This is a genomic window from Alcanivorax sp. (genome assembly GCF_040119285.1).
In the GTDB taxonomy this organism is placed as follows: domain Bacteria; phylum Pseudomonadota; class Gammaproteobacteria; order Pseudomonadales; family Alcanivoracaceae; genus Alcanivorax.
Genome location: NZ_JBEDTY010000029.1, coordinates 66,398 through 87,749 on the forward strand (window position 1 = coordinate 66,398; position 21,352 = coordinate 87,749).

At 57.4% G+C, this 21,352-nt stretch carries 20 protein-coding genes; 8 read left to right on the forward strand and 12 right to left on the reverse strand.

Annotated features, from left to right (window positions below):
- Nucleotides 1-8 precede the first annotated feature (8 nt).
- The 3 genes from ABNH10_RS07365 to lnt all read right to left on the reverse strand — a co-directional run bounded on the left by ABNH10_RS07365 (nucleotide 9) and on the right by lnt (nucleotide 3,686).
- Complete coding sequence (locus ABNH10_RS07365; protein ID WP_349385323.1) at nucleotides 9-1,238, reverse strand: NAD(P)/FAD-dependent oxidoreductase; 1,230 nt, start codon at nucleotides 1,236-1,238, stop codon at nucleotides 9-11.
- A 10-nt stretch (nucleotides 1,239-1,248) separates the two neighbouring features.
- Nucleotides 1,249-2,115 carry an MBL fold metallo-hydrolase gene (locus ABNH10_RS07370; protein ID WP_349385324.1) on the reverse strand — a complete coding sequence of 289 codons (867 nt, stop codon included), beginning with the start codon at nucleotides 2,113-2,115 and terminating at the stop codon, nucleotides 1,249-1,251.
- Nucleotides 2,116-2,195: 80 nt separating this feature from the next.
- The gene (gene lnt, locus ABNH10_RS07375) at nucleotides 2,196-3,686 is read right to left on the reverse strand and encodes an apolipoprotein N-acyltransferase (RefSeq protein ID WP_349385325.1); all 1,491 of its coding nucleotides are present in this window, start codon (nucleotides 3,684-3,686) and stop codon (nucleotides 2,196-2,198) included.
- Nucleotides 3,687-3,989: 303 nt separating this feature from the next.
- On the opposite strand from lnt, the gene ABNH10_RS07380 reads away from it, so the two are divergent.
- Nucleotides 3,990-5,366 (forward strand): B-box zinc finger protein, encoded by a 1,377-nt coding sequence (locus ABNH10_RS07380; RefSeq protein WP_349385326.1) that lies wholly within the window; start codon nucleotides 3,990-3,992, stop codon nucleotides 5,364-5,366.
- A 64-nt stretch (nucleotides 5,367-5,430) separates the two neighbouring features.
- On the opposite strand, the gene ABNH10_RS07385 is transcribed toward ABNH10_RS07380, so the two are convergent.
- The 4 genes from ABNH10_RS07385 to ABNH10_RS07400 are packed head-to-tail and all read right to left on the reverse strand — an operon-like array spanning nucleotide 5,431 to nucleotide 9,175.
- Nucleotides 5,431-6,819 (reverse strand): rhomboid family intramembrane serine protease, encoded by a 1,389-nt coding sequence (locus tag ABNH10_RS07385; RefSeq protein WP_349385327.1) that lies wholly within the window; start codon nucleotides 6,817-6,819, stop codon nucleotides 5,431-5,433.
- Nucleotides 6,785-7,672, reverse strand: a complete 888-nt coding sequence (locus tag ABNH10_RS07390) for a CorC family transporter (RefSeq protein ID WP_349385328.1) — start codon at nucleotides 7,670-7,672, stop codon at nucleotides 6,785-6,787. The genes ABNH10_RS07385 and ABNH10_RS07390 overlap by 35 nt, the downstream gene beginning before the upstream one ends.
- Entirely contained in the window at nucleotides 7,672-8,199 is a 528-nt protein-coding gene (gene ybeY, locus ABNH10_RS07395; RefSeq protein WP_349385329.1) for an rRNA maturation RNase YbeY, read from the reverse strand. The genes ABNH10_RS07390 and ybeY overlap by 1 nt, the downstream gene beginning before the upstream one ends.
- Nucleotides 8,171-9,175: a PhoH family protein gene (locus ABNH10_RS07400; protein WP_349385330.1), complete on the reverse strand. Its 1,005-nt coding sequence runs from the start codon at nucleotides 9,173-9,175 to the stop codon at nucleotides 8,171-8,173. Before ABNH10_RS07400 ends, ybeY begins: the two co-directional genes overlap by 29 nt.
- Nucleotides 9,176-9,475: 300 nt before the next feature.
- Here ABNH10_RS07400 and ABNH10_RS07405 point away from each other — a divergent pair, with 300 nt between their 5' ends.
- From ABNH10_RS07405 to ABNH10_RS07415, 3 genes are all read left to right on the forward strand, one after another.
- Nucleotides 9,476-11,470 carry an NHL repeat-containing protein gene (locus tag ABNH10_RS07405; RefSeq protein ID WP_349385331.1) on the forward strand — a complete coding sequence of 665 codons (1,995 nt, stop codon included), beginning with the start codon at nucleotides 9,476-9,478 and terminating at the stop codon, nucleotides 11,468-11,470.
- Between the two features lie 82 nt (nucleotides 11,471-11,552).
- Nucleotides 11,553-12,107, forward strand: coding sequence for an RNA polymerase sigma factor (locus ABNH10_RS07410; RefSeq protein ID WP_349385332.1), 555 nt, complete (start codon nucleotides 11,553-11,555; stop codon nucleotides 12,105-12,107).
- The gene (locus ABNH10_RS07415; protein WP_349385333.1) at nucleotides 12,092-12,781 is read left to right on the forward strand and encodes an anti-sigma factor; all 690 of its coding nucleotides are present in this window, start codon (nucleotides 12,092-12,094) and stop codon (nucleotides 12,779-12,781) included. Before ABNH10_RS07410 ends, ABNH10_RS07415 begins: the two co-directional genes overlap by 16 nt.
- Nucleotides 12,782-12,862: 81 nt before the next feature.
- Here the strand turns inward: ABNH10_RS07415 and ABNH10_RS07420 are convergent, their stop codons facing one another.
- The 5 genes from ABNH10_RS07420 to miaB all read right to left on the reverse strand — a co-directional run bounded on the left by ABNH10_RS07420 (nucleotide 12,863) and on the right by miaB (nucleotide 18,137).
- Complete coding sequence (locus ABNH10_RS07420; protein ID WP_349385334.1) at nucleotides 12,863-13,957, reverse strand: sulfate/molybdate ABC transporter ATP-binding protein; 1,095 nt, start codon at nucleotides 13,955-13,957, stop codon at nucleotides 12,863-12,865.
- A complete protein-coding gene (gene cysW / locus ABNH10_RS07425) occupies nucleotides 13,954-14,811 on the reverse strand; it encodes a sulfate ABC transporter permease subunit CysW (RefSeq protein ID WP_349385335.1) in 858 nt (285 codons plus the stop codon). Before cysW ends, ABNH10_RS07420 begins: the two co-directional genes overlap by 4 nt.
- A gap of 2 nt (nucleotides 14,812-14,813) precedes the next feature.
- Entirely contained in the window at nucleotides 14,814-15,641 is an 828-nt protein-coding gene (gene cysT / locus ABNH10_RS07430; RefSeq protein ID WP_349385490.1) for a sulfate ABC transporter permease subunit CysT, read from the reverse strand.
- Between the two features lie 24 nt (nucleotides 15,642-15,665).
- Nucleotides 15,666-16,667, reverse strand: coding sequence for a thiosulfate ABC transporter substrate-binding protein CysP (gene cysP, locus ABNH10_RS07435; RefSeq protein ID WP_349385336.1), 1,002 nt, complete (start codon nucleotides 16,665-16,667; stop codon nucleotides 15,666-15,668).
- A gap of 132 nt (nucleotides 16,668-16,799) precedes the next feature.
- Nucleotides 16,800-18,137: a tRNA (N6-isopentenyl adenosine(37)-C2)-methylthiotransferase MiaB gene (gene miaB / locus ABNH10_RS07440; RefSeq protein ID WP_349385337.1), complete on the reverse strand. Its 1,338-nt coding sequence runs from the start codon at nucleotides 18,135-18,137 to the stop codon at nucleotides 16,800-16,802.
- Nucleotides 18,138-18,217: 80 nt separating this feature from the next.
- Here miaB and ABNH10_RS07445 point away from each other — a divergent pair, with 80 nt between their 5' ends.
- From ABNH10_RS07445 to ABNH10_RS07460, 4 genes are all read left to right on the forward strand, one after another.
- A complete protein-coding gene (locus ABNH10_RS07445) occupies nucleotides 18,218-18,790 on the forward strand; it encodes an SCO family protein (RefSeq protein ID WP_349385338.1) in 573 nt (190 codons plus the stop codon).
- Nucleotides 18,771-19,226 carry a copper chaperone PCu(A)C gene (locus ABNH10_RS07450; RefSeq protein WP_349385339.1) on the forward strand — a complete coding sequence of 152 codons (456 nt, stop codon included), beginning with the start codon at nucleotides 18,771-18,773 and terminating at the stop codon, nucleotides 19,224-19,226. Before ABNH10_RS07445 ends, ABNH10_RS07450 begins: the two co-directional genes overlap by 20 nt.
- Nucleotides 19,227-19,680: 454 nt before the next feature.
- Complete coding sequence (locus ABNH10_RS07455; RefSeq protein WP_349385340.1) at nucleotides 19,681-20,088, forward strand: hypothetical protein; 408 nt, start codon at nucleotides 19,681-19,683, stop codon at nucleotides 20,086-20,088.
- Between the two features lie 219 nt (nucleotides 20,089-20,307).
- On the forward strand, nucleotides 20,308-21,240 hold the full coding sequence (locus ABNH10_RS07460) for an endonuclease/exonuclease/phosphatase family protein (protein WP_349385341.1): 933 nt from the start codon (nucleotides 20,308-20,310) through the stop codon (nucleotides 21,238-21,240).
- The last annotated feature ends 112 nt before the right edge of the window (nucleotides 21,241-21,352 follow it).

Genomic DNA, 21,352 nt, shown 5'->3' on the forward strand with positions numbered 1-21,352 from the left:
TTGGTGCCTTATGGTTTTCCTGGTTTTGCCAGCCATTCGTGCCCTTTCAGCATCATGGAGAAATAGATGCGCGGCATGGCGTAGCGCTTGAGCCACCACATGCTGGTGCGAGCCACCGCGGGGTTGAGCGGGAAGGTGGGTTGCAGTTTGCCGCCATAGCCGAACTCGGCCATTACCACCTTGCCCTGTTCCACGGTGAGCGGACAGGCGCCGTATCCGGCGTAGCGGGCGGCCATGGGGCGATCGGCGAGGTGGGCGAGCAGGTTTTCTGCTACCATGGGCGCCTGCTTGCGCACGGCGGCAGCGGTCTTGGCATTGCTGGCGCCACACACATCCCCGAGGCTGAACACATTGGCATAGTCGGGGTGCTGCAGGGTGGCCTCATCGACGGCGACCCAGCCGCTTTCATTGGCCAGTTCGCTGTCGCGGACGAATCCGGGGGCGCGCTGCGGGGGCACCACATGGAGCATGTCGAAGCATTCGGTACGCTCAATGGTGCTGCCATCTTCAGCGGTGTCGCGGAAGGTGGCGGTCTTCGCCGGACCCTCTACGGCAATCAGGGTGCTGGTGAAATTCAGGTTGGCGCCGTAGCGCTTTACGTATTCCATCAGCGGCGGCACAAACTCGGAAACGCCGAACAGTACGCCCCCAGCATTGTGAAACTGCACGTCAATGTCGCCCAGACAGTCCTGTTTCTCCCAGTGATGGCAGGACAGGTACATGGCCTTCTGTGGGGCGCCGGCGCACTTGATGGGCATGGCCGGCTGAGTAAACAGGGCGCGGCCGTGTTTGAGAGATTGCACGCATTCCCAGGTATAGGGCGCGAGATCGTAGTGATAGTTACTGGTCACGCCATGCTTGCCCAAGGTCTCTTCAAGACCGGCAATGGCTCCCCAGTTCAGTTCCAGGCCGGGGGCCACCACTAGACTGCGATAGCTCAGATGCTGGTGATTTTCCACAACGACCTGGTTCTGCTGCGGCAGGAAGCCCGTTACCTTGCTGCGAATCCATTTGGCCTTGGCCGGTATTAACGAAGCGGTGGAGCGGCAGGTATCTGCAGGGTTGAAGCAGCCGCCGCCCACCAAAGTCCAGGCGGGTTGATAATAGTGGCGATCGCTGGGTTCCACGATCGCTATCGATAGGGAGGGCTTGCGTTTGAGCAGGCTGGCCGCCGCCGCGAGGCCGGCAGCGCCGCCGCCCACAATCACCACATCCCAGACAGAGTCATCAACTGGCATGGGCATTCCCTTAGAGTGCGTTCAGGGGGATTTTCAGGTAGCTGATGCCATTGTCTTCCTCGGGAGGAAGGTGCCCGGCACGCATGTTGATCTGCACCGATGGCAGGATTAGGCGCGGCATGTCCAGGGAGGCATCGCGGGTTTCTCGCATGGTGACGAACTCTTCTTCGCTGACGCCTTCATGAACATGAATGTTGTGTTTGCGCTGATCACCCACGGTGGTTTCCCAAACGAATTCTTCGCGGTTCTCTGGTAGGTAGTCGTGGCACAGAAACATGCGGGTTTCGTCTGGCAGAGCGAGTAACGTCTGAATGGAATGGTACAGAGTGCGAGCATCACCACCGGGAAAATCGCAGCGGGCGGTGCCGTAGTCTGGCATGAACAAGGTGTCGCCGACGAAGACCGCATCGCCGATCACATGGCTCATGCAAGCTGGGGTGTGCCCTGGCGTGTGAATGGCTCGGGCCTGCAGATTCCCTACTTTGTAAATCTCGCCATCCTTGAACAGGTGGTCGAACTGACTACCGTCGCGGGCAAACTCGGTGCCGGCGTTGAAGACCTTGCTAAAGGTTTCCTGCACTGTGCTGATGTGCTCGCCAATGGCTAGCTGGCCACCTACCTGTTGTTGAATCCAAGGTGCGGCGGAAAGGTGGTCAGCATGGACGTGGGTTTCCAGCAGCCAATCCACAGTGAGGCTTTCTTGTTTCACGTAGTTAACGATTTGCTCGGCACTGGTGTGTCGGGTGCGACCCGCGTTGGGGGCGTAATCCAGTACAGAGTCCACGATGGCGCAGTGGCGGCTTTGCGGGTCGGTGATGACATAGCTAACTGTATTGGTGTCGTGGTTGAAGAACGCTTTGACTTCAGGGCGTGGCATGGTGCTCTCCCGTTAGGATGCGACAATGCCACTGTTATAGGCTGGCCGGAGCATAAAGTCAAATTAAGTATAAGCATATATCAATATGGAATATTGGGTGGTGTGCTGATTCGGCCTCGCCACCCTGCCCACACCATCAGGCAGGCCAGCAGTAGCCATGGCCATACCCCCGTGGTCATGAATGGAGTGGTGCCCTGGCGGGGCTGGTAGTGGCTGAGCAGCACGTCGCGCTCGAACTGCGGCAGGGCATCCACCACTTTGCCGTGCTCGTTGATCACTGCGGTGATCCCATTATTGGTGCCGCGCAGTAACCATCGGCCGGTCTCCAGCGCACGCATACGGGCCATCTGAAAATGCTGCAAGGGGCCGGCAGAGGTGCCGAACCAGGCATCGTTGCTGATGGTCAGCAGCACATCGGCGTCGTGGCTGCGGTTGGCCACCAGTTCCGGGTAGAGAATTTCATAGCAGATAAACGGGGCTATGGTGTGCCCCAGCGCCGTTAGATTGGGCTGGCTGGGGCTGCCGGGGGTAAAGCCTGACATGGGTAAATCGAAGAACGGAATCAGCCCGCGTATTAGTGATTGCATGGGCACGTATTCGCCGAACGGCACCAGTTTTTGCTTGTGGTAAACCCGTTGGCGGCCATCGCCGGGATCAAGCGGGATGGAGGCAATGCTGTTGTGGTAGGTCACGCCACTATTGCGGACTGTGCGCCAGGGAACTCCGGTGATGAAACCGCCGTTACGTTCGGCAATGTGTTGGCCTTCCTGTTCTACGAATCCGGAGACGTTTTGGTAAAAATTAGTGAGTGCAGATTCCGGCCAGATCACCAGGGTGTCGGCGGGGATATCCCGAGTCAGGTCTTGATAGATCTGCTGGGTTCGCTCTCGCATGGACAGTTGCCATTTGAGGTCCTGGGGAATATTGCCCTGTACCAGCGCAACTTTCTGGGCAGACCCGCCGGGTTGGGTGAAGGTGAGAGTGTGTGAGACCGCAGTGAGAATCAGCAGGGCGCTGGAGGCGATCAGCCCGGCGTACCCGCCTCTGCGCCAGTTAGTCAGGCGAGTCAAACAGGCGCTGATCAACACTGCGCTAAGGGTCAGCAGCCAGACCCCCCCTATGGGGGCCAAAGTGGCGAAGGGGGAGTCGATCAGGGCGTAGCCGGCATATAGCCAGGGGAAACCGGTCAGGAGTACGCCACGCAGCCAGTCCAGCAGTAACCAGATACCGGCAAAGGTCAGTGCCGAACGCCCCAGCCGCCAGCTGGCGTAAAAAGTGAGGCCGTAAAACAAGGCCAGAAAAGCCGCAAACAGCCCGGTGAACGGAATCGCCATCCACAGCGGCATGAAGCCGTAATCGTGCATGGAAACATGCACCCAGGAAATGCCGAAAGCAAACATGCCCAGCCCGTACAGCCAGCCACGTAGCAATGCTTCGCGGGCAGAGCTCGCCTGCTGCTGGCACCAGTAACCCAGCCCGATGCTGACAAACAACAGAGGCCAGAGATCATAGGGGGCAAAGGCCAGGGGGAAGAGCAGGCCGGCAATCAGGGCCAGCAGACGATCACGCATGGATATCCTCGTTTCGTACCGGCGAGCAGGCCGCCTGGCAGTTTGGACTAGAGTCAGTGCAACAATACGAATAAAGTAGCAGAAAAATACGCTTTTACACCGGCGGGGGCAGGGTTGAAAGTTCAAAGTTAAAACGCGACTGAGCGCTTGTTGTCAGCCGAAACCGGTCTGCGCCGCGGACCACCTCGAACGATTAATGGCTAGGCTACCGGTCATGGGGAGGAATCTCCCGCGCGTTTGCACTTTGAACATTCAACTCAACCCTGTCCCCCAAGCCGGGATGACAAGTCTGGGGGCATCATAGTGAAACACCCATGCAAGTACCATCCGGGAACGGAGGCGCTGTGGTATTGCGCCCATGATGGATTGTATCTGTGTCAGCAATGTGTGGATGGCGATGAGGACCACCGCATGGAGGCACGTTGCTTACTGTGCAATCATGATCTGTTGCCGGCGGGACAGAGCCATATGGGGCCGTTGTGGCAGCGCTTAGGCCGTTATTTGCGCCAGCCGTTCTCGTTACCGCTGCTGCCGCTGTTGGCCATTTGGGCGGTGCTAGCCGCGCTGTTGCCCCCGCTATGGGCAATGGTGCCGGTGGCATTGGTGGCGGGGTTGCCCACTCTCGTTTTTTCAGCGGCGTTGATGACGTTGCGGGCCGGCCCTCGCAAAGGCCGCAAGGCGGCCTTTCCCGCGTGGGATTGTCTGGCAGAGAGTGCCTCCTGGAAAAGTGCCCTGTGGCAGGCCTTACCCGCACTGCTGGTGATTGGCCTAGCTGGACTTTTGATGGTGGCGGTATCGGTGCCGGCAGGTTTGTTGGTCGCGGTGATTGGCATGCTGCTGGTGCCTGCCCTGTGGCTGGCGGTGTTGGTACAAGGCGCAGAGCCCGGCGCCTATGCGGCGGCGGCCAACTATATTGTGTCGGCCCCACGGGATTATGCCGTGGCAGCGGGGTTTGCTTCGTTGGGCTGTGTGTCGGCAGTGGCGCTGGTGGCGGTGGCCCTGGATGTATTGCCGTTGCCTTTGGTACAGGGGGTGGCTGGTTTGTTGGCGGCCTGGTGGTGGTTGGTTCTGGCGGACCTGTGTGGCGAGATTGCGGCCCGGCACGGCCGGCTGTGGGGCCTGAATCAGGGTGGGCGGCGTGTCCCTCTGCCATTGGCTGAGCGTCGGCAGCGCACTCAATTGTGTGCTGGTCGGTTCGATAAGGTGTTGCTGACTACCTCAAAAATCATCAAAACCAAGAAAGCCACGGTGGCGGATTGGCAGCATCATGACCGGTTGTTGGCGGTGCTGGGTAAGGAGGATGAGCGAATTGCCCTGGCCGAGCCTTATCTGGATTGTTTGATTGGCGCTCAGGCCTGGAGTGTTGCTCTGGAACTGGTTGCTCGGCAACGCCACCGTGACGCACAGTGGTTGCCCGCTGCCCCGGCACTACGGTTGGCGTTGGCTGAGGGTGTTTATACCCGTGACCCCAAACTGGTGGTTGCCTTACTCAAGGAACTCCACCAGAAATACCCTGAGTTTGCCGACCTTGGTGAAGCTTACCTGTTGCTGGCCAAGGTACTGGCGGAGGCGTTCGGCCTGAGTGGCAAGGCTGAGCAATACCTGCGTTATGTGGAGAGCCACTGCCGTGATGCTCGGTTACGCCAGAAGGTAGCGGACTGTCGGCTGGCCTGGGGGTAACGGGGGTGTTTCCGTTTTTCCAAGGGTGTCGAACGTCGGGCAAGTGGCGTCAGGTGTTAAGTCGTCACGCCAGCGTTTTTGCCCGGTGTGTTAATCCTTCTTGAATCAGTCTGGCCCGCAGCTGGGCGATGGCATCTGCCTTGAGCGAATGGTCATCCAGTTGCCGTGCCAGTTTCTCTGCCGGCTGAAATTCCTCGGCCCGGGTTAAGGTTTTCAGTAGCGTCCAACCCACCGCGGCCGACAACGGTGCGCCGCTGCGTTGCTGGTATTGCTGCCAACAACGCGCCACCTGAGTGGCTTGTCCTTTTTCCGTTGCGGGAGAACAAAATAGTTGCTGGGCGGTGCTCTCCCAGGAGGTGTTATCGTTGAGTAATTGCTGCGCGGTGAATTGCCCGGTGAGCGCGTCGAAATGGCCCGGTTCGCGGGCAAGAACCTGTGCAAAGGCCGCGTGGGCGGCGTCGCCGTCTAATTGCCCCAGAGCATCCCAGCCGCGAGTGAGTGAGGACAGTTGCTGTGGATCCATGGGGCCGTTGTCCTGCTGTTCTGGCTCGACGGGCTGTGGCTGCATGATCTGCACTAACAGTAGGCCCGCGATAAAAGCGGCAATGCCGGCACTGAGATTAGCTAAAAGTGGTGTGCTGAACAGCGCTACAGCAGCCATGACGGCTATGGGCAAGGGCAGCAGGGTGTAGGGGGAAACGGGCCGGCGTTGCCACTGTTTATGCTTGGGGTGCCAAATGGGGAGCTGCAGGGGGCTATGTTGCAGGCCAAAAAACGCGCCGAACCAAATCAGCAAAGGCGCTGCGGGGCCGTGGAAAGGAGCCTGCCCGGGGCTGGCTAGCAGCAGGTAGCCGACGCCACTGAGCAGGCAGCCAAGGATCCATAGTGCGAGCACCTGGCCATGGCCGAGCCGACGCTCCAGAGTAAAGGCCAGTGGCGCCAGCAGAAGCACAGCGGCTAGCGTTAGCCAGAGCGAGCCACCGGTGAAAGGGGCGGTAAAGAAACGGGCGGGACGTGGCGAGGAGTCGGGCAAACCCCAGCGGTACAGGTTGCTGGTGGCAATCTGTGCGGGAAGTTGCTCGCGCAGACGCTTCCACTGCTCAATTTCAGCAGGCGACCAGAAATCATGGGCGCGGCGCTGGCTGTCTGCGACAAAATCATCGGCGAACAGGGCGGCGCTGTAGGCCTGTGGGTCCATAGCCGCGCGCGCTTCCAGTCGTTGCGACAGGGCGCTTTGATTATTGAAGCGGAGCCAGGAAAGGTAGTTGTCCCATTCCAGGTTTTTCAGGCCGCTGGCGGGATACCAGTTTAAAACCGGTTGCGGGGTGTTGGCGTTGTTGAAGAGTTGGCCGGCGATCAGGGCAATGGCCAGTAAGGCCATTACCCAGGGGCCGTTGCGCCAGGCAGACGCGGTTGGGTCAGTCGTTGTCTGCGCCGTGGTTGGTGTCGTCATTATCATTATCCCCCGGCGGTGTTACCCGTAGCAGTCTTATTGTGCGGCCGTCGGCACTGAGCACGGTGACGCGGAAGCCATCCAGGGTGATGCTTTCATCGCGGCCTGGTAGGCGGCCGAACTTCTGCATTACCAATCCCCCGATGGTGTCGAACTCTTCATCGCTGAACTGGCAATGAAAGTGTTCGTTGAAGTCATCGATGGGTGTCAGGGCCTTGACGGTATATTCGTTTTTATCCAGATCCTTGATCAGGTAGTCATCTTCTTCGATGTCGTGTTCGTCTTCGATTTCGCCGACGATCTGTTCCAATACGTCTTCAATGGTAACCAGCCCGGCGACCCCACCGTATTCGTTAACGACGATGGCCATGTGATTGCGGCTGATACGGAATTCGCGCAGCAGAGAATCCAGACGCTTTGACTCAGGCACTACCATAGCCGAACGAATGTGATCCTTGATCGCAAAACGTTCCATACGGGCGGGATCAAGGATCAACGGTAAAAGATCCTTGGCAAGCAGGATGCCGATCACTTCGTCCGGGTCGTCGCCGAGCACAGGGAAGCGAGAGTGTGCGCATTCGATAATGGTGGGCAGAAAATCCCGTGGGTCGGAGCTGGCCTTGATGCTGACCATTTGCGAGCGGGGAATCATGATTTCGCGTACCTGCATATCTGCTACGCAGATGGCGCCTTCGATAATCCCTAGGGTGTCGCCGTCGATGATGTGGGTGTCGCGCATGGAGCGCATCAGTTCCAGTAGTTCGCTCCGGTCGCTTGGAGTGGGTGAGAAAAACTGGCCGACACGCTCCAACCAACTTCGGCTGGTACCGTTATCCGAAAAATCGTCCGACATCAGGGGTTAAACTCCGTATTTTCAGGTTGTGCCTGGCTTTCTTGTTGCGCAGGGCTGTAAGGATCAGGAAAACCCAACTCGCCAAGGGCGCGGATTTCCAAAGACTCCATGACGATTGCGTCATCATCGTCTATGTGGTCATAACCCAGCAGGTGCAGAACACCGTGGGTGACCATGTGCGCCCAGTGGGCGTCGAGGGGTTTGTGTTGTTCGTCGGCTTCGCGGCGCACCACGGCGGCGCAGATAATGACGTCGCCCACCAGCGGTTCCATGGCGCCTTCCGGTAGCCCTTCGGGCATTTCAAAAGGGAACGACAACACGTTGGTGGGAGCGTCCTTGTCGCGGTAATCGCGGTTCAGAGTACGAATTTCCTCTTCATCCACGATGCGCAGGGTGATGTCGCCCACCACACCACCGGCGGCAATGGCCGCATGGCGTAGCCATTCACTTAAGTGGGTTTCATCGGGGGCGTCCGCGGCGTCGCTGGCCCACTGGATATCAACGGTGGGTGTCGGTATCCCGTTCATGACGGTCGTAGGCCTCTACAATGCGTTGAACCAGCGGGTGGCGAACCACGTCGCGGCTATCGAAGCGGGTTACCCCAATCCCTTTTACCCCTTCCAACACTTCCAGTGTGTTGACCAGACCAGAACGTTGATGGCGGGGTAAATCCACTTGGGTGACGTCGCCGGTGATCACCGCGCGAGTACCAAAGCCGATTCGGGTGAGGAACATTTTCATTTGTTCCGGAGTGGTGTTCTGGGCTTCATCTAGAATTACAAAACTGTTGTTCAGGGTGCGCCCGCGCATATAGGCAAGTGGCGCTACTTCGATGACCATTCTGTCCATCAGTTTGGCCACCTTTTCGAAGCCGATCATTTCGTAGAGCGCATCGTAAAGCGGTCGCAAATAAGGGTCGATTTTTTCCGCTAGGTCGCCGGGCAAGAACCCGAGCTTTTCCCCGGCCTCCACCGCTGGCCGAACCAGCAGAATGCGTTGCACCTCGGCTTTCTCAAGGGCATCCACTGCGCACGCCACGGCCAGCCAGGTTTTACCGGTGCCCGCCGGACCCACACCAAAGTTGATGTCGTGCTTGTTTATCTGCTGCACGTACTCACGCTGGTGCGCGCCTCGGGGTTTGATGCGTACCCGCTTGGTACGGATCAGCATGTCGTCGCCGGGTGAAGGCTCGGAGTTACCGGCAAGGTTTCTGGCGGCATGATCCGCCACGGTGGACTGCTGAAGATGCAGGTGCACTATTTCCGGTGTCAGCTCGGTGCCGTCGCGGGTCTGAGCGTAGAGCTCGTTAAGAATGCCCCCTGCGGCCTCCACGGAGGCGGCATCCCCGGACAGATGAAACTGGTTGCCGCGGTTATGGATCTCCACCTGCAAGCGCTGGGCAATCTGCTTGATGTGTTCATCCAGGCGGCCACAGAGACTGGCCAAGCGATGGGAATCGTTGGGTTCGAGGCTGATTTGTTGTGAAACGAGTGGTGTGTCCAAGATGGAAAAGATGGCCTTTTGGGCTGTTTATGGTGACTTTCAGAATACCTCGAAGCCTAGCTTCGGGGGAAGTGAAATTACTGGTGAAGGCTAGCGATTCCGGGGCTTGCCAGCAAGGCAAGATCAACATGTGTCAGACAACCGGTGGTTTGTTGCGCCCAATTCTTTTTTACTCATGCAAAACAAAACTTTACCTATCGTTACATCTGCTTGTCTTTTTTACGGGTATCAGAAGCAGGACTTGTGTCCTGACCATCCGGCCCGCTGGTCGGAATGGATATCCATCAAGGAGAGAAAGGGATGAATGTGAATGGCAAAGGTTTTCTGTGGCTTTCACCGCTGGCTGTGGCGCTGGCGGCCTGTGGCGGAGATCATGACGATCGTTCTCTGGTCACTGCGTCGGACTCGGCTACGGGCAATCAGTTGTTGGTGATGCATAACGGCAGCAGCAATGCCGGGCAGGTGGATGTGTTGGATGGCAGCTTGTATGTAGAGCAGACCTTTAGTGCGGATGGCAATGAAGGCATCGCTCTGGATCTGCTGGGAAATCTGTATGTGGCTAACGACAGGGGCGGCGCCCCAAGCAGCCTGCAAACCCTGCACAGAGTGATAGAGCGTAGTAATAACGCTGCTGCGGTGCCGGCTCTGGATCGTGATTTTCCTGCCGATGGCTCCATCACGCTGAAGGGGATCGCCATTGCCCATAAAGCCGGGCTGGTGATGGCGGCCAATGTCGGTGGCAACAGCGTGGAAGTGTTTGGCTCTGCTGTTGGTGAAAACGCCGTACCGCTGGCCAGTACGGCACTGGCCGGCAACGTTTGGGACTTGGCCTACGATGAAGCGTCTGATCGACTGTTTTTGGCGATGACCAACGGGACCGTGGAGGTGATCGATGATTATGTTGCTGGCGGCTTTATGGCAACGCCTTCTCGTACCATTACGCCGGATGCTGCCGGGCCGGTGTCCAATATCCACGGCATTGCCTATCAGGCTGATAGCGACACTCTGGTGATCACCGATGTGGGCGATGCTGCCGTGGCGGATGATGGCCGTCTGTATGTTATCGGCAATGCATCCACAGCCAATGGCACGGTGACGCCGTCCCGTTCTCTTGCCGGGCCTGCCACCATGATGGGCAATCCAGTGGATTTGGTGCTGGAAGGCAACAAGGCTTATATCGCAGAAAAATCCAACGATGCGGTACTGGTCTACAACAATATTGTGTCGGGCAGTTCCGGGGATGTGGCGCCCGATGACGTGGTGGAAAGCATCAAGCCGGAATCGCTGGCACTGGTGGTTGAGCAGGACGTACTGGCCGATCTCTCGGACATTGATGAAACCGGCACTGACTTTACCGGCGTGGCGGTCACCAGTAATGCCCCGGCGCTGCCGGGTGATCCAGATGTCGTGGTGCTGGATCTGGATCTCGGTGCCATGCAGCGCGGTTTCAGCACAGGCCTGGACCGGGAAAGCCTGGCCTTCAATCAGTTGGGCGATGCCTATGTGACTTACGACACCGGGCTTGCCGTAATCAATCGTCTTGCCATCGGCCGCGACGGCGAAATGTTCAGTGATAGCCGTGATCGAGTGATCGAAGGCGCAAGCACAGGACTCTCCTCTCCGAAAGGGTTTGATGTGGCCGACCAGCAGGGCTGGGTACTGGTGACTGATAATGGCAGCCCGGCGGTGCGCGTGTTCGGGGCTCAGGCGGGCGGTGATGTGCCTCCGCTGTTCAGTACTACCTTGAGTGTAGCGCCTTGGGATTTGGACTATGACCCGAGTGAGGATCGCCTTTATGTTGCGCTGACCGATGGCACCGTGGCGGTTTTTGATGACTACAGTACCCGCCGTGGCAGTGCCGGTGCCGACCGGGTGATTACCCCTGCCGAGGGCGGTGTGGCATTTACAGCACCGACTAACCTGCACGGTATCGTCCATGTAGCCGACACGGATCAGTTGATTCTTTCGGATGTGGGCAGCGGTTCCAACCCCACTGACGGAAAGCTTTACGTGCTTGATGCAGCGTCTACCGCAGACGGGGTAACGGATGTATCGGTACGCATTGATGACGAGGACAACAATGCAGTCGGTGCTACCCAGTTGGGTAACCCGGTGGATATCGCATTCGATGGCGAGCATCTTTATGTGGCTGAAAAGTCACAAGGCATGGTGCTGCGCTTCGATAACATTCTGGATTCCGCCGGTGGCGATGTGGCCCCGTCGTTGAGCTGGATGCAGTCGGCACCGGAATCTGTATCCCTCATTAGTGAGGAGCTGGCACGCTCACCGGAGTGAATTAACGTAGTCCGTCTTGACACGGCCTTCTCGTGGGGTGGTGGAGTATCACGCTTCCATCACCCTTTCGGGAAACGTGTACATGGATGATACCCCTCCAGATCTTGAGGCTGGCAATGCCCTGATGCTGGCCTGCGCCGGTGGCGACCGACAGGCATTCCATCAACTTTACCTCAACGAGGCCCCGCGCATGCTGGCTTTCGCCCGGCGCTTTACTGGTGAGGCTGCCTCAGCGGAGGATGCGTTGCAGGACACGTTTGTTCAGGTGTGGAAGAACGCCAACCGTTTTCGTCGGGAAAAGGGCAGTGCTCGTGCCTGGCTTTTCGGCGTGCTTCGTTATCGTTTGTTGAATCAACAACGGCGAATCTCGCGCGATGAGGTTGCGGATTTACCGGGCGAAGACTGGCCTGATTCGGGATTGTCGCCGGAACAATGCTCCATTGCGGCAAGTGACCGGAAAATCATGATTACGTGTATCAAGACATTACAGATTGAACGCCGGCGCCCCATTCTGATGGCGTATTACCTGGGGCTTTCCTATGAACAGATTGCGGACACGCTGTCGGTTCCCCTTGGCACCATCAAGAGCCGAATTCGTTCCGGTCTTAAAGGATTGCAAAAGTGCCTGCAGCTATGATTCCCGACGATCCTCAAGAACAGCATCTGCTGATTGCGGAATATGTATTGGGTTTGCATGATGCGAAGCGTCAGCAAGAGATTGCGGCCTGGTTGGATCGTGACGAAGTGGCCTCTCACACCGCCCGCCAATGGCGGGAGTACTGGTTAGGGGCGGCGCAACTGCTGGAGCCCGACCCGTTACCTCCACGATTATGGCGCCGAGTTGCTCGCAAGGCCGGGTTGACTCGACCATGGTGGCAGCTAGCGTGGCAGAGCCCCGGCTTGTGGCGAACGGTGAGTGCGTCGTTGCTGCTGGCAGTGGCGTTGTTACTTGGACCACTACGCGAGCCTGCCCCGGAATACACGGTAATACTGCAGGCGCCAGGGGAAGCCGCATCTCCGGGCTGGCGAATTACGGTATCCAAGTCGGGTGATCTGCAATTGACCCCGTTGGTGGATAGTCACTATGCGGCTAATCACAGTGTCCAGTTCTGGACCTTGCAGGATCCAGCCGCAGGGCCTCGCTCGTTAGGCCTGGTAGAGCCAGGGCGGCCAGCGTTGATACCTGCTTCACAGGTTGGTGGGGTTCAGGGTGGGCAGTTGTTTGAGCTGACGCTTGAGCCGCCGGGAGGATCCCCTGGAGCCCGGCCAACCGGACCGATTCTCTACATTGGGCGAGCTGTGGCCCTGTAGCCGCCCACGAGACGGTACGTTCAAGGGGCACACCAAGGGTGCGCGGACCAGCGTTGCACTGGCGCCTGACGGGCTCTGCGATCAAGCCGGTGTGACCCGCGGCCCCAAGCTGCCGTCGCAGGTGACGGTCTGTAGTTGGCGCGGATGGATAAACAGGGTGTCGCCTGGTTGTGCATCCAGGGCCTGCCATGCGTCCCGACTCAATTCCACTTCCATCACGTCTGCTGGCCAACCCAGGGCTTCCAATTCCAGAGTGACGGTGCCACCAAACACGCTGCGTGCGCCCAGTTTAACGGGTAAGTTGGCGCTATCACTGGGGGTTTTACGCAGGTCTGCCTCGTGGGGGCGCAGGTAGAGGGTGAGTTCGCCGTTCGGGCAGGCGCCTTCGGTGGTGAGGCGCAGTTGTGCGTTACCGGCCCGCCAGCTGCGCCCGTCGTAGATTCCGTTCAACGCATTGATATGGCCGAGGAAGTCGAAAACGAAGCGACTGGCCGGCTGTTCGTAGACGGTGAGCGGTGAAGCCATTTGCTCGATGCGGCCCTGGCTCATCACCACCACCTGATCTGACACTTCCATGGCTTCTTCCTGGTCGTGGGTCACGAAGATGCTGGTGACGGAAATCTGTTCGTGCAAATGGCGCAGCCAGCGGCGCAGTTCTTTACGCACCTTTGCATCCAGGGCGCCAAAAGGTTCGTCCAACAGGAGTACATCGGGCTTTAGCGCCAGAGCCCGGGCCAACGCTACCCGCTGTTTCTGGCCGCCGGATAACTGGGCCGGGTAGCGGCCTGACAGCTGACCGAGTTGTACCAGCTCCAGCAGTTCACGGACCCGTTGACGAATCTGTGCCCGCGCTGGGCGTTCTTTGCGCGGCAGCATTCGCAGGCCAAAGGCCACGTTATCGGCCACGGTCAGGTGGCGGAACAGGGCATATTGCTGGAACACAAAGCCGACGTTGCGTTTGCGCACGTCCAGCTCGGTGACGTCCTGGCCGTGGAATAGCACTTTTCCTTGGTCGGCTTTTTCCAGCCCGGCGATGATGCGTAACAGGGTGGTCTTGCCGGAACCGGAAGGGCCGAGCAGGCCGACCAGTTGGCCTTCTTGAACATCCAGATTGATGTCGTTCAACGCGATAAAATCGCCGAAACGCTTTTGAATCTGTTCGACACGAATGCTCATGGGGTGTCCTGTTCGGTGATTTTCTGCTCGGTGGCCAAGTCTGCGTTGTGTTGGGTGGCCCATTCCAGCACGGTTTTCAGTAGCAGGGTCACCAGCGCCATGGCGGCCAGCAGGCCGGCAGCGGTGAAGGCGCCCACGGTGTTGTAGTCCTGATTCCACATCTGCACCAGCAGGGGTAATGTCAGGGTTTGCCCACGAATCAGCCCGGAGACCACGCTCACCGCACCGAATTCACCCACCGCCCGGGCATTGGTGAGGACCACGCCATACAGCAGTGCCCAGCGAATTTTCGGTAGGGTCACGTACCAGAAAGCCTGCCAGCCTGAAGCACCGAGAATGATAGCGGCTTCTTCTTCGTGCTGGCCCTGGGATTCCATCAGAGGAATCAGCACGCGGGCCACGTAGGGGCAGGTGACAAACACGGTGACCATGACCATGCCGGGCAGGGCAAACATGAGCTGCATACCCATACCGCTAAACCAGTTACCCACCACACTTTGGGCGCCGTAGACCACCAGATAACATAGCCCGGCGACCACCGGGCTCATGGCGAAGGGAATATCGATGAGGGTGCTGAGCAGTTTGCGGCCGCGGAACTCGTAACGGGTCACGCACCAGGCGAGCAGGATGCCGAACAACAGATTCACCGGCACGGTAATCAGCGCAACCACGAGTGTTAATTTGATGGCACCGAGCATGTCCGGGTTGGTCAAATTCTGCTGCACCATGCTCCAGCCCTGACTGAAAGCTTCGGTGAAAATCAGAGCCAACGGCATAACCAGCAAGATGGCTACCGCGGCAAAGGCCGCCAGAATGAGAAACCACTGATGCCAGTGGCGTGGGCGTTGATGCATGGTCAGTGCCCCTTCCAGCGGCGGGTGAGGCGTGATTGCACCATCTGGATGCCGAACAGCAGCACCAGCGAGGCAATCAGGATGACAGAGGCCAGTGCACTGGCGGCGCCGTAGTCGAATTCATCCAGGCGGATGTTGACCAGCAGCGACAGAATTTCCGTTTCAAAAGGCATGTTGCCGGCAATAAAAATCACTGCGCCGTATTCCCCCAGGCTGCGGGTAAACGCCAGGGCGGTGCCTGTTAAAAGTGCAGGCATCAGCTGCGGCAGGATAACGTGAGTAAAGGTGGCGATGGGTGTGGCGCCCAGTGTGACGGCAGCTTCTTCCACGTCGGGGGTCAGGTCTTCGAGTACCGGCTGCACCGCGCGCACAACGAAGGGCAGGCTGGTAAAACTCATGGCGATCATGATGCCCAACGGGGTGTAGGCCACGCTGATACCAATGGCTTCGAACCACTGTCCCAGCCAGCCGTTGGCAGCAAACAGGGCGGATAGCGTCAGCCCGGCCACGGCGGTGGGCAGGGCGAAGGGTAAATCCACCAGCGCATCCATGAGGCGACGACCGGGGAAGCGATAGCGGGTAATCACCCACGCCAACAGCAGGCCGACCACAGCATTAATGCCGCTGGCCCCGGCGGCGGCCAGCAGGGTCACCCGGAAGCTGGCCAGTGAACGCGGGTCGGTGATTACACTCCAGTACTGCGCCCAGCTCATCTGTGAAACATGAATAGCCAACCCGGAGAGCGGCACCAGAATCACCAGGCAGATAAACAGCACGCTCAGCGCAAAGCTGAGCGTGAAGCCAGGAAGAACGGAGTGTTGGGTGCGCAGTAGGGGCAAAGCGTCAGGCCCTGCTTAGCGCAAGCTTCGGGCCTTGGCTTGCAAGCGGTCCAGCTCGCCGCCAGAGGCAAAATGGGTCTTCTGTGCATCAGCCCAGGAGCCGAAGTAGTCCGCCACTTCCAGCAGTTTCACCGGCGGGAACTGATCGGCGGTTTCTTTCACTACGGTGTTGTTATGCACTCGGTAGTTGAATCCCGCCAGCAGTCGCTGGGTGTCTTCGCTGTAAAGAAAGTTCAGATATTCCGTGGCGACGTTGCGCGTACCTTTCTGGTCTACCACCTTGTCGACTACGGTGACCGGAAACTCTGCCAGTACCGAGGTTTTCGGCACCACTACATCGTAATCGTCACTGCCGTATTGCTTGCGGATGTTGTTCACTTCGGACTCGAAGCTGATCAGCACATCACCGATTTCCCGTTCTGCGAAGGTCACCGTGGCGGCGCGGCCACCGGAATCGAACACGGCTACGTTAGAGAGGAAGTGGGCCATGTAGTTACGGATTTTTTCTTTATCGCCATTGAGCCGATCGCTGGTTGCCATCCAAGCGGCCAAGTAGGTGTAGCGACCGTTGCCCGAGGTCTTCGGGTTGGGGAACACCACGCTGACGCCGCTTTTCGACAGGTCGGCCCAGCCCTGAATGTTTTTCGGGTTGCCCTTGCGCACCAGGAATGCAGTGGTGGAGTAGTAGGGGCTGGAGTTATTGGGCAGGCGGGTATTCCAGTCCGCGGGGATCAGGTTACCCTTGTCGTGAAGCACGTTTACGTCGGTGACCTGGTTAAAGGTCACCACGTCGGCCTTGAGGCCCTGCAGAATCGCGCGTGCTTGCTTGGAGGAACCGGAGTGGGATTGCTGGATAGTCAGCTCTTCCCCGGTCTTCTCTTGCCAGTGGGCCTGGAATTTCGGGTTAACGGCGGCAAACAACTCACGGGCGATATCGTAGGAGCTGTTCAGCAGGGTTTGCTGGGCACCGGCGGTACTGGCAACGGCCAGTAACAGGGCTGAAATCCACACACGCATGGTTTGTCCTCACAATTTGTGATCGGCGTTGGTCTACACGAACGAGGTTCAAGTCTATATAACCAAGCGCCAATTTAAAGTTGTTCTGCTGGAACGAATAGATATAACGATATGAGCGAGCAAAGCCCGGGGTTAACCCGGGTTGCGCGGATCAGTGCCTAACAATGAGTTGCTGTAAGCCTGGGCGATAGTCACATCCACGAATTTGCCGATCAGGTCGGTGTCATCACACTGGAAGTTAACCACACGGTTGTTTTCGGTGCGTCCTTTTAGCTGGCCGGGATCCTTCTTGGAGAAGCCGTCTACAAGAATGCGCTGGGTGCTGCCCACCATTTTGCGGGAGATATCCTGGGCATTCTGGTTGATGCGTTGCTGGAGAATGGCCAAGCGCTGCTTCTTTACTTCCATATCCACATCGTCGGGCAGGTCCGCTGCGGGCGTGCCTGGGCGGGCGCTGTAGATAAAGCTGAAAGACATGTCGAAGCCGATGTCATGGATCAGGTTCATGGTGGCTTCGAAATCCCGGTCGGTTTCACCGGGAAAGCCGATGATGAAATCCGAGCTAAAGGAAATATCTGGGCGGATACGCTTGAGCTTGCGCAGCTTGCTCTTGTATTCCAGCACCATGTGGTTGCGTTTCATCATCGCCAGGATACGGTCGGAGCCAGATTGCACCGGCAGATGCAGGTGGCTGACCAGCTCGGGCACGTCTTCGTAGACCTGAATCAACGCTTCAGAGAATTCCACCGGGTGGCTGGTGGTGTAGCGAATGCGGTCGATACCGTCGATATCCCGGATTAGTCGGATCAGGTCTGCCAGATCCAGTGTGTCGCCGTCGGCCCCCACGCCTTGGTAGGCGTTCACGTTTTGGCCTAACAAGTTAACCTCGCGAACGCCCATGTCGGCCAGGTGCTGAATTTCTTTGAGGACGGGTTGCACCGGACGGCTGACTTCTTCGCCGCGGGTGTAGGGCACCACGCAGAAGGTACAATATTTGGAGCAGCCCTCCATTATGGATACAAAGGCGGAGGGCCCGTCTACACTGGGGTCTGGAAGGTTGTCGAACTTTTCAATTTCCGGGAAGGTCACATCGATGGCCAGCTCACGGGTGCTGGCGGCCTGAGTAATGAGGCCGGGCAGGCGATGCAGTGTTTGCGGGCCAAAAACAACGTCCACATAGGGGGCTCGGTCGCGGATGGCGTCGCCCTCTTGGCTGGCCACACAGCCGCCCACGCCGATAATCATATCGGGCTTGGCGTCTTTCAGTTTTTTCCAGCGACCGAGTTGGTGGAAGACCTTTTCCTGGGCTTTTTCCCGGATAGAGCAGGTGTTGAGAAGCAGCACATCCGCCTCTTCGGGATTGTCGGTGGGCTCTAGGCCGTGGCTGGATTCGAGCAGGTCCACCATACGAGTGGAGTCATACTCGTTCATCTGGCAGCCGTGGGTCTGGATAAACAGCTTACGTGCCATGGGTTGCCTAACCGTCAAATAGAGTGAAAATGGGCGCGGATTATAGCGCTGACTGCGGCAAACTGCGAACCGGAGGAATCATGGGAAAACTGCTGTATGTGCTGCCATTACTGGTAGCGTTGATGTTGGCTGGCTGTGGCAAGCAGGAAAGCGATCTACCGGTGAATACTCGTTTGGGCGGTGATTTCACCCTGACAGACCAGAATGGTGCGCCTTTTCAGGCAGAAAAGTTGAAGGGTAAAGTGTCGATTCTCTTTTTTGGCTACACCCATTGCCCGGATATTTGCCCGGCGGTGCTTGCCCAAGTGGCACAGGTTTATCGCCATCTGGAAGAGGAAGGGGTAGCTGATCAGGTGCAGCCGGTGTTTATTACTTTTGATCCTGAGCGCGATACAGTGGCTCATCTGAAGGAATATCTACCCTGGTTCAAGGCAGATATGGTTGGCCTGACCGGTAGCCTGGAACAGATTCGCGAGGTTGCCAAGCAGTATGGGGTGGTTTTCATCAAGGACCAAGAAGCCGGGGATCAGGGCTACCTGTTTACCCACAGCGACTACATTTACCTGCTGGATGAACAGGCGCGTGTGCGCAAGCTGTACCCGGCGGATTTCAAGATTGACGAGGTGGTAACGGATGTTGAATCACTTTTATAAAAAAACGTGCCAGGGGGCAGTCCTGGCGGCCGTTCTGTGCTCTGGCTTCGCCCATGCCGATGTGAGTATTTCAGAGGGGTGGCTGAGGGCTGTGCCACCGGTATCGCCGACCATGGCCGGTTACCTAACCGTGACGAATAACGGTGCGTCCAGCGTAAAAATCATGGGTGCCAGCAGTGAAGTCGCGGGTCACACCATGCTGCACAGCATGAAAACCCTGGAGGATGGCACTCGTAAGATGGGGCATTTGCACCACATCATGTTGGAATCGGGGGAATCTTTCTCGTTATCACCGGGCGGCGACCATCTAATGCTGATGAAACTTCAGCGAGTGCCCCAGCCTGGGGAATCGGTTACGGTCTGTCTGATGCCGGCGGAAGGGGATGCGATCTGCGCCGACTTGCCGGTGTTGCGTGAAAGGCCTTCTGCGTTTTGATTTCCGGCCACAATTTCGGATGATATGGTTTTTTATTTTAGATGTAGGCTAATCATAAAAATAGGCGTTTCTGTGGGGGAGGCTACGGGGGAAGGTGTTGCCTGTCGTGCTCGGCGTGCCGTTGGACGCCAGCCCCTTATGGGCTCGCGGTATGATTATCAGCAACAGCTCGAAGCGTTGGAATAATTGCAAGGGCAACATCACGTGCAAAAGCCTTGCAGGGTGCGCGTCAATGATATTTTGTTGGCGGGCATGAGCCAAGCACAAGCGGACACCCCTCTTGGAGAAGATGGCCTCTATATCGCAGACTCCGGTGAGACGTGGAGTTACGACTTTTTTAAATGAAGTCATAGCGATGGGCTTTTGTGTTGACGGCTACAAATGCCGAAATTAAGAATGAACACGACACCATTGTGCGTTTCAGCGCCGATTCGTTGTTTTAAGGGAAATGATAATGAAGAAATGGATAATTTCATTACTCCTCACCCTGTCTGTCGCTCTGCACGCCGAGCCCGTTGTGGTGGTTTCCGCCAGCAGCGATGTGCCCATGTTGACCCAGAATGAAGTGCGAGAGCTATTTAATGGTTTGACGCGCTGGGGGTCCAGTGTTGCTTTGAAACCTTTGGATTTGCCGATCAAAAGTGAAGCCCGCACGGGTTTCTATCAGCAGGTAATGGGTACAAATTCAGAGCAGATGAAAAGCTATTGGGCCGAAATGATTTTCACCGGCCGGGGCATGCCGCCCCGTGAAGTTTCCAGCAACCGGGAAATGGTTATGTTGGTCGGCAGTAATCGAAACTTTATCGGCTACGTGGATGAAGCAAAGGTCACGCCACAATTAAAAGTGGTCTACCGACCCTGAATGTGGTCTTTGGCTGCTCCTGTGCAGCGGTTTTTAATCTCGAATTTGACGAGCACTTCTGCTATGCCTGTGCGCTTTTGCTTTGGCGTTACTGCGCTTCCTCCCTAAAAATGATCCTGGGTTACGCCTTTAGGCTCTCTGTTCCTTGGCTAAACCCACTTACACGCGATTGAGCGTGTGCCTATGTTGCGCAGCGAGTGGCATGCATACACTGTCTGTATGCGTTTACTGATCTTGATTGTCCTCATTGTGATACCTCTGGTAGCCACAGCAGATTGCCCGCGGCTTGCTGCTGCCCGTGGTGTGCCCGCTGCGCCTGATCAGGTATGGGCTCTGGCCTCCCTGAATCTGTGGCGTTTGCGTGATCAGCACAGGCATAGCAAGCTGGATGACCCTGTATCGTCCATGTTGCTGGAAGCGAGATTGAATGCGCTAGCGGATTTTATTGTTGTGGACCTGAAGGCGCCGCACGTTCTGGCGCTCCAGGAAGTGGAAAACCAGATAGTATTGAACCGCCTTGCAGATCGGCTGGAACAGCTGGGTTATCGATATCGTTCAGTGTTACGCGAAGGTAATGATCCTTCCGGCATGGATGTGGCGGTGCTGTATCGCTCGCCGGTAAATATTGGGCCGGTTCGCACTCTTTTTTCAGATCAACGTTTGCGTGGCCATGCGCTTTACTCGCGCCCGCCTTTAGTGGTGAATATTCAGGAGCCGTTGACGGCTCGCTTAGTGGTGGTGCATTGGCGTAGTGCGCGGGATTTAAAGAAAGCGAAAGTATATGAAAAACGGCACACCCAAGCGGCCTTCTTGGCTGACTGGGTGGAAGAGCAGACGAGCCCGTTGATTGTCGCCGGTGACTTTAATACCACGTGGGGCCCGGGGCGATTTTCGGCCAGCTACCGGCGTTTTGAGCAGGCGGGCTTGCTGAATGCCTGGGCCGAGTTGCCTAAAAAATCACGCTATAGTTTTCGTTATCGGTGCCAGCCACAGGCGTTGGATCATATTTGGGTCTCCCCCCTGTTAAAAGGGGCCATTAGCAAGGTGGCGGTGAGTCGCGGAAACGCGGGCCGTTACGATAGCTTGTATGGCTCAAAGGGGGTTAGTCCCGTTTCGGATCATGATGCGCTGGTGGTGTATTTTGAACGATAGAAGAAAAACAAGAAAAGGACGTGCTGTCAGTGGGAGTGGGGCGGTTTGCACTTTGCTTTTAAGCGTCAAAGATCGAGCATGAAACGTCAATTAAAAAACGCCGCAGGGTTGC

What these genes read in the sequence shown, in the direction of transcription:
- ABNH10_RS07370 (WP_349385324.1), bottom strand. Translation starts at nt 2,115, where the DNA reads ATGCCACGCCCTGAAGTCAAAGCGTTCTTCAACCACGACACCAATACA.
- ybeY (WP_349385329.1), bottom strand. Translation starts at nt 8,199, where the DNA reads ATGAACGGGATACCGACACCCACCGTTGATATCCAGTGGGCCAGCGAC.
- cysW (WP_349385335.1), bottom strand. Translation starts at nt 14,811, where the DNA reads ATGCATCAACGCCCACGCCACTGGCATCAGTGGTTTCTCATTCTGGCG.
- ABNH10_RS07450 (WP_349385339.1), top strand. Translation starts at nt 18,771, where the DNA reads ATGTTGAATCACTTTTATAAAAAAACGTGCCAGGGGGCAGTCCTGGCG.
- ABNH10_RS07455 (WP_349385340.1), top strand. Translation starts at nt 19,681, where the DNA reads ATGAAGAAATGGATAATTTCATTACTCCTCACCCTGTCTGTCGCTCTG.
- ABNH10_RS07390 (WP_349385328.1), bottom strand. Translation starts at nt 7,672, where the DNA reads ATGTCGGACGATTTTTCGGATAACGGTACCAGCCGAAGTTGGTTGGAG.
- cysP (WP_349385336.1), bottom strand. Translation starts at nt 16,667, where the DNA reads ATGCGTGTGTGGATTTCAGCCCTGTTACTGGCCGTTGCCAGTACCGCC.
- ABNH10_RS07410 (WP_349385332.1), top strand. Translation starts at nt 11,553, where the DNA reads ATGGATGATACCCCTCCAGATCTTGAGGCTGGCAATGCCCTGATGCTG.
- ABNH10_RS07460 (WP_349385341.1), top strand. Translation starts at nt 20,308, where the DNA reads ATGCGTTTACTGATCTTGATTGTCCTCATTGTGATACCTCTGGTAGCC.
- ABNH10_RS07405 (WP_349385331.1), top strand. Translation starts at nt 9,476, where the DNA reads ATGAATGTGAATGGCAAAGGTTTTCTGTGGCTTTCACCGCTGGCTGTG.
- ABNH10_RS07445 (WP_349385338.1), top strand. Translation starts at nt 18,218, where the DNA reads ATGGGAAAACTGCTGTATGTGCTGCCATTACTGGTAGCGTTGATGTTG.
- lnt (WP_349385325.1), bottom strand. Translation starts at nt 3,686, where the DNA reads ATGCGTGATCGTCTGCTGGCCCTGATTGCCGGCCTGCTCTTCCCCCTG.
- ABNH10_RS07420 (WP_349385334.1), bottom strand. Translation starts at nt 13,957, where the DNA reads ATGAGCATTCGTGTCGAACAGATTCAAAAGCGTTTCGGCGATTTTATC.
- miaB (WP_349385337.1), bottom strand. Translation starts at nt 18,137, where the DNA reads ATGGCACGTAAGCTGTTTATCCAGACCCACGGCTGCCAGATGAACGAG.
- ABNH10_RS07385 (WP_349385327.1), bottom strand. Translation starts at nt 6,819, where the DNA reads ATGACGACACCAACCACGGCGCAGACAACGACTGACCCAACCGCGTCT.
- ABNH10_RS07365 (WP_349385323.1), bottom strand. Translation starts at nt 1,238, where the DNA reads ATGCCAGTTGATGACTCTGTCTGGGATGTGGTGATTGTGGGCGGCGGC.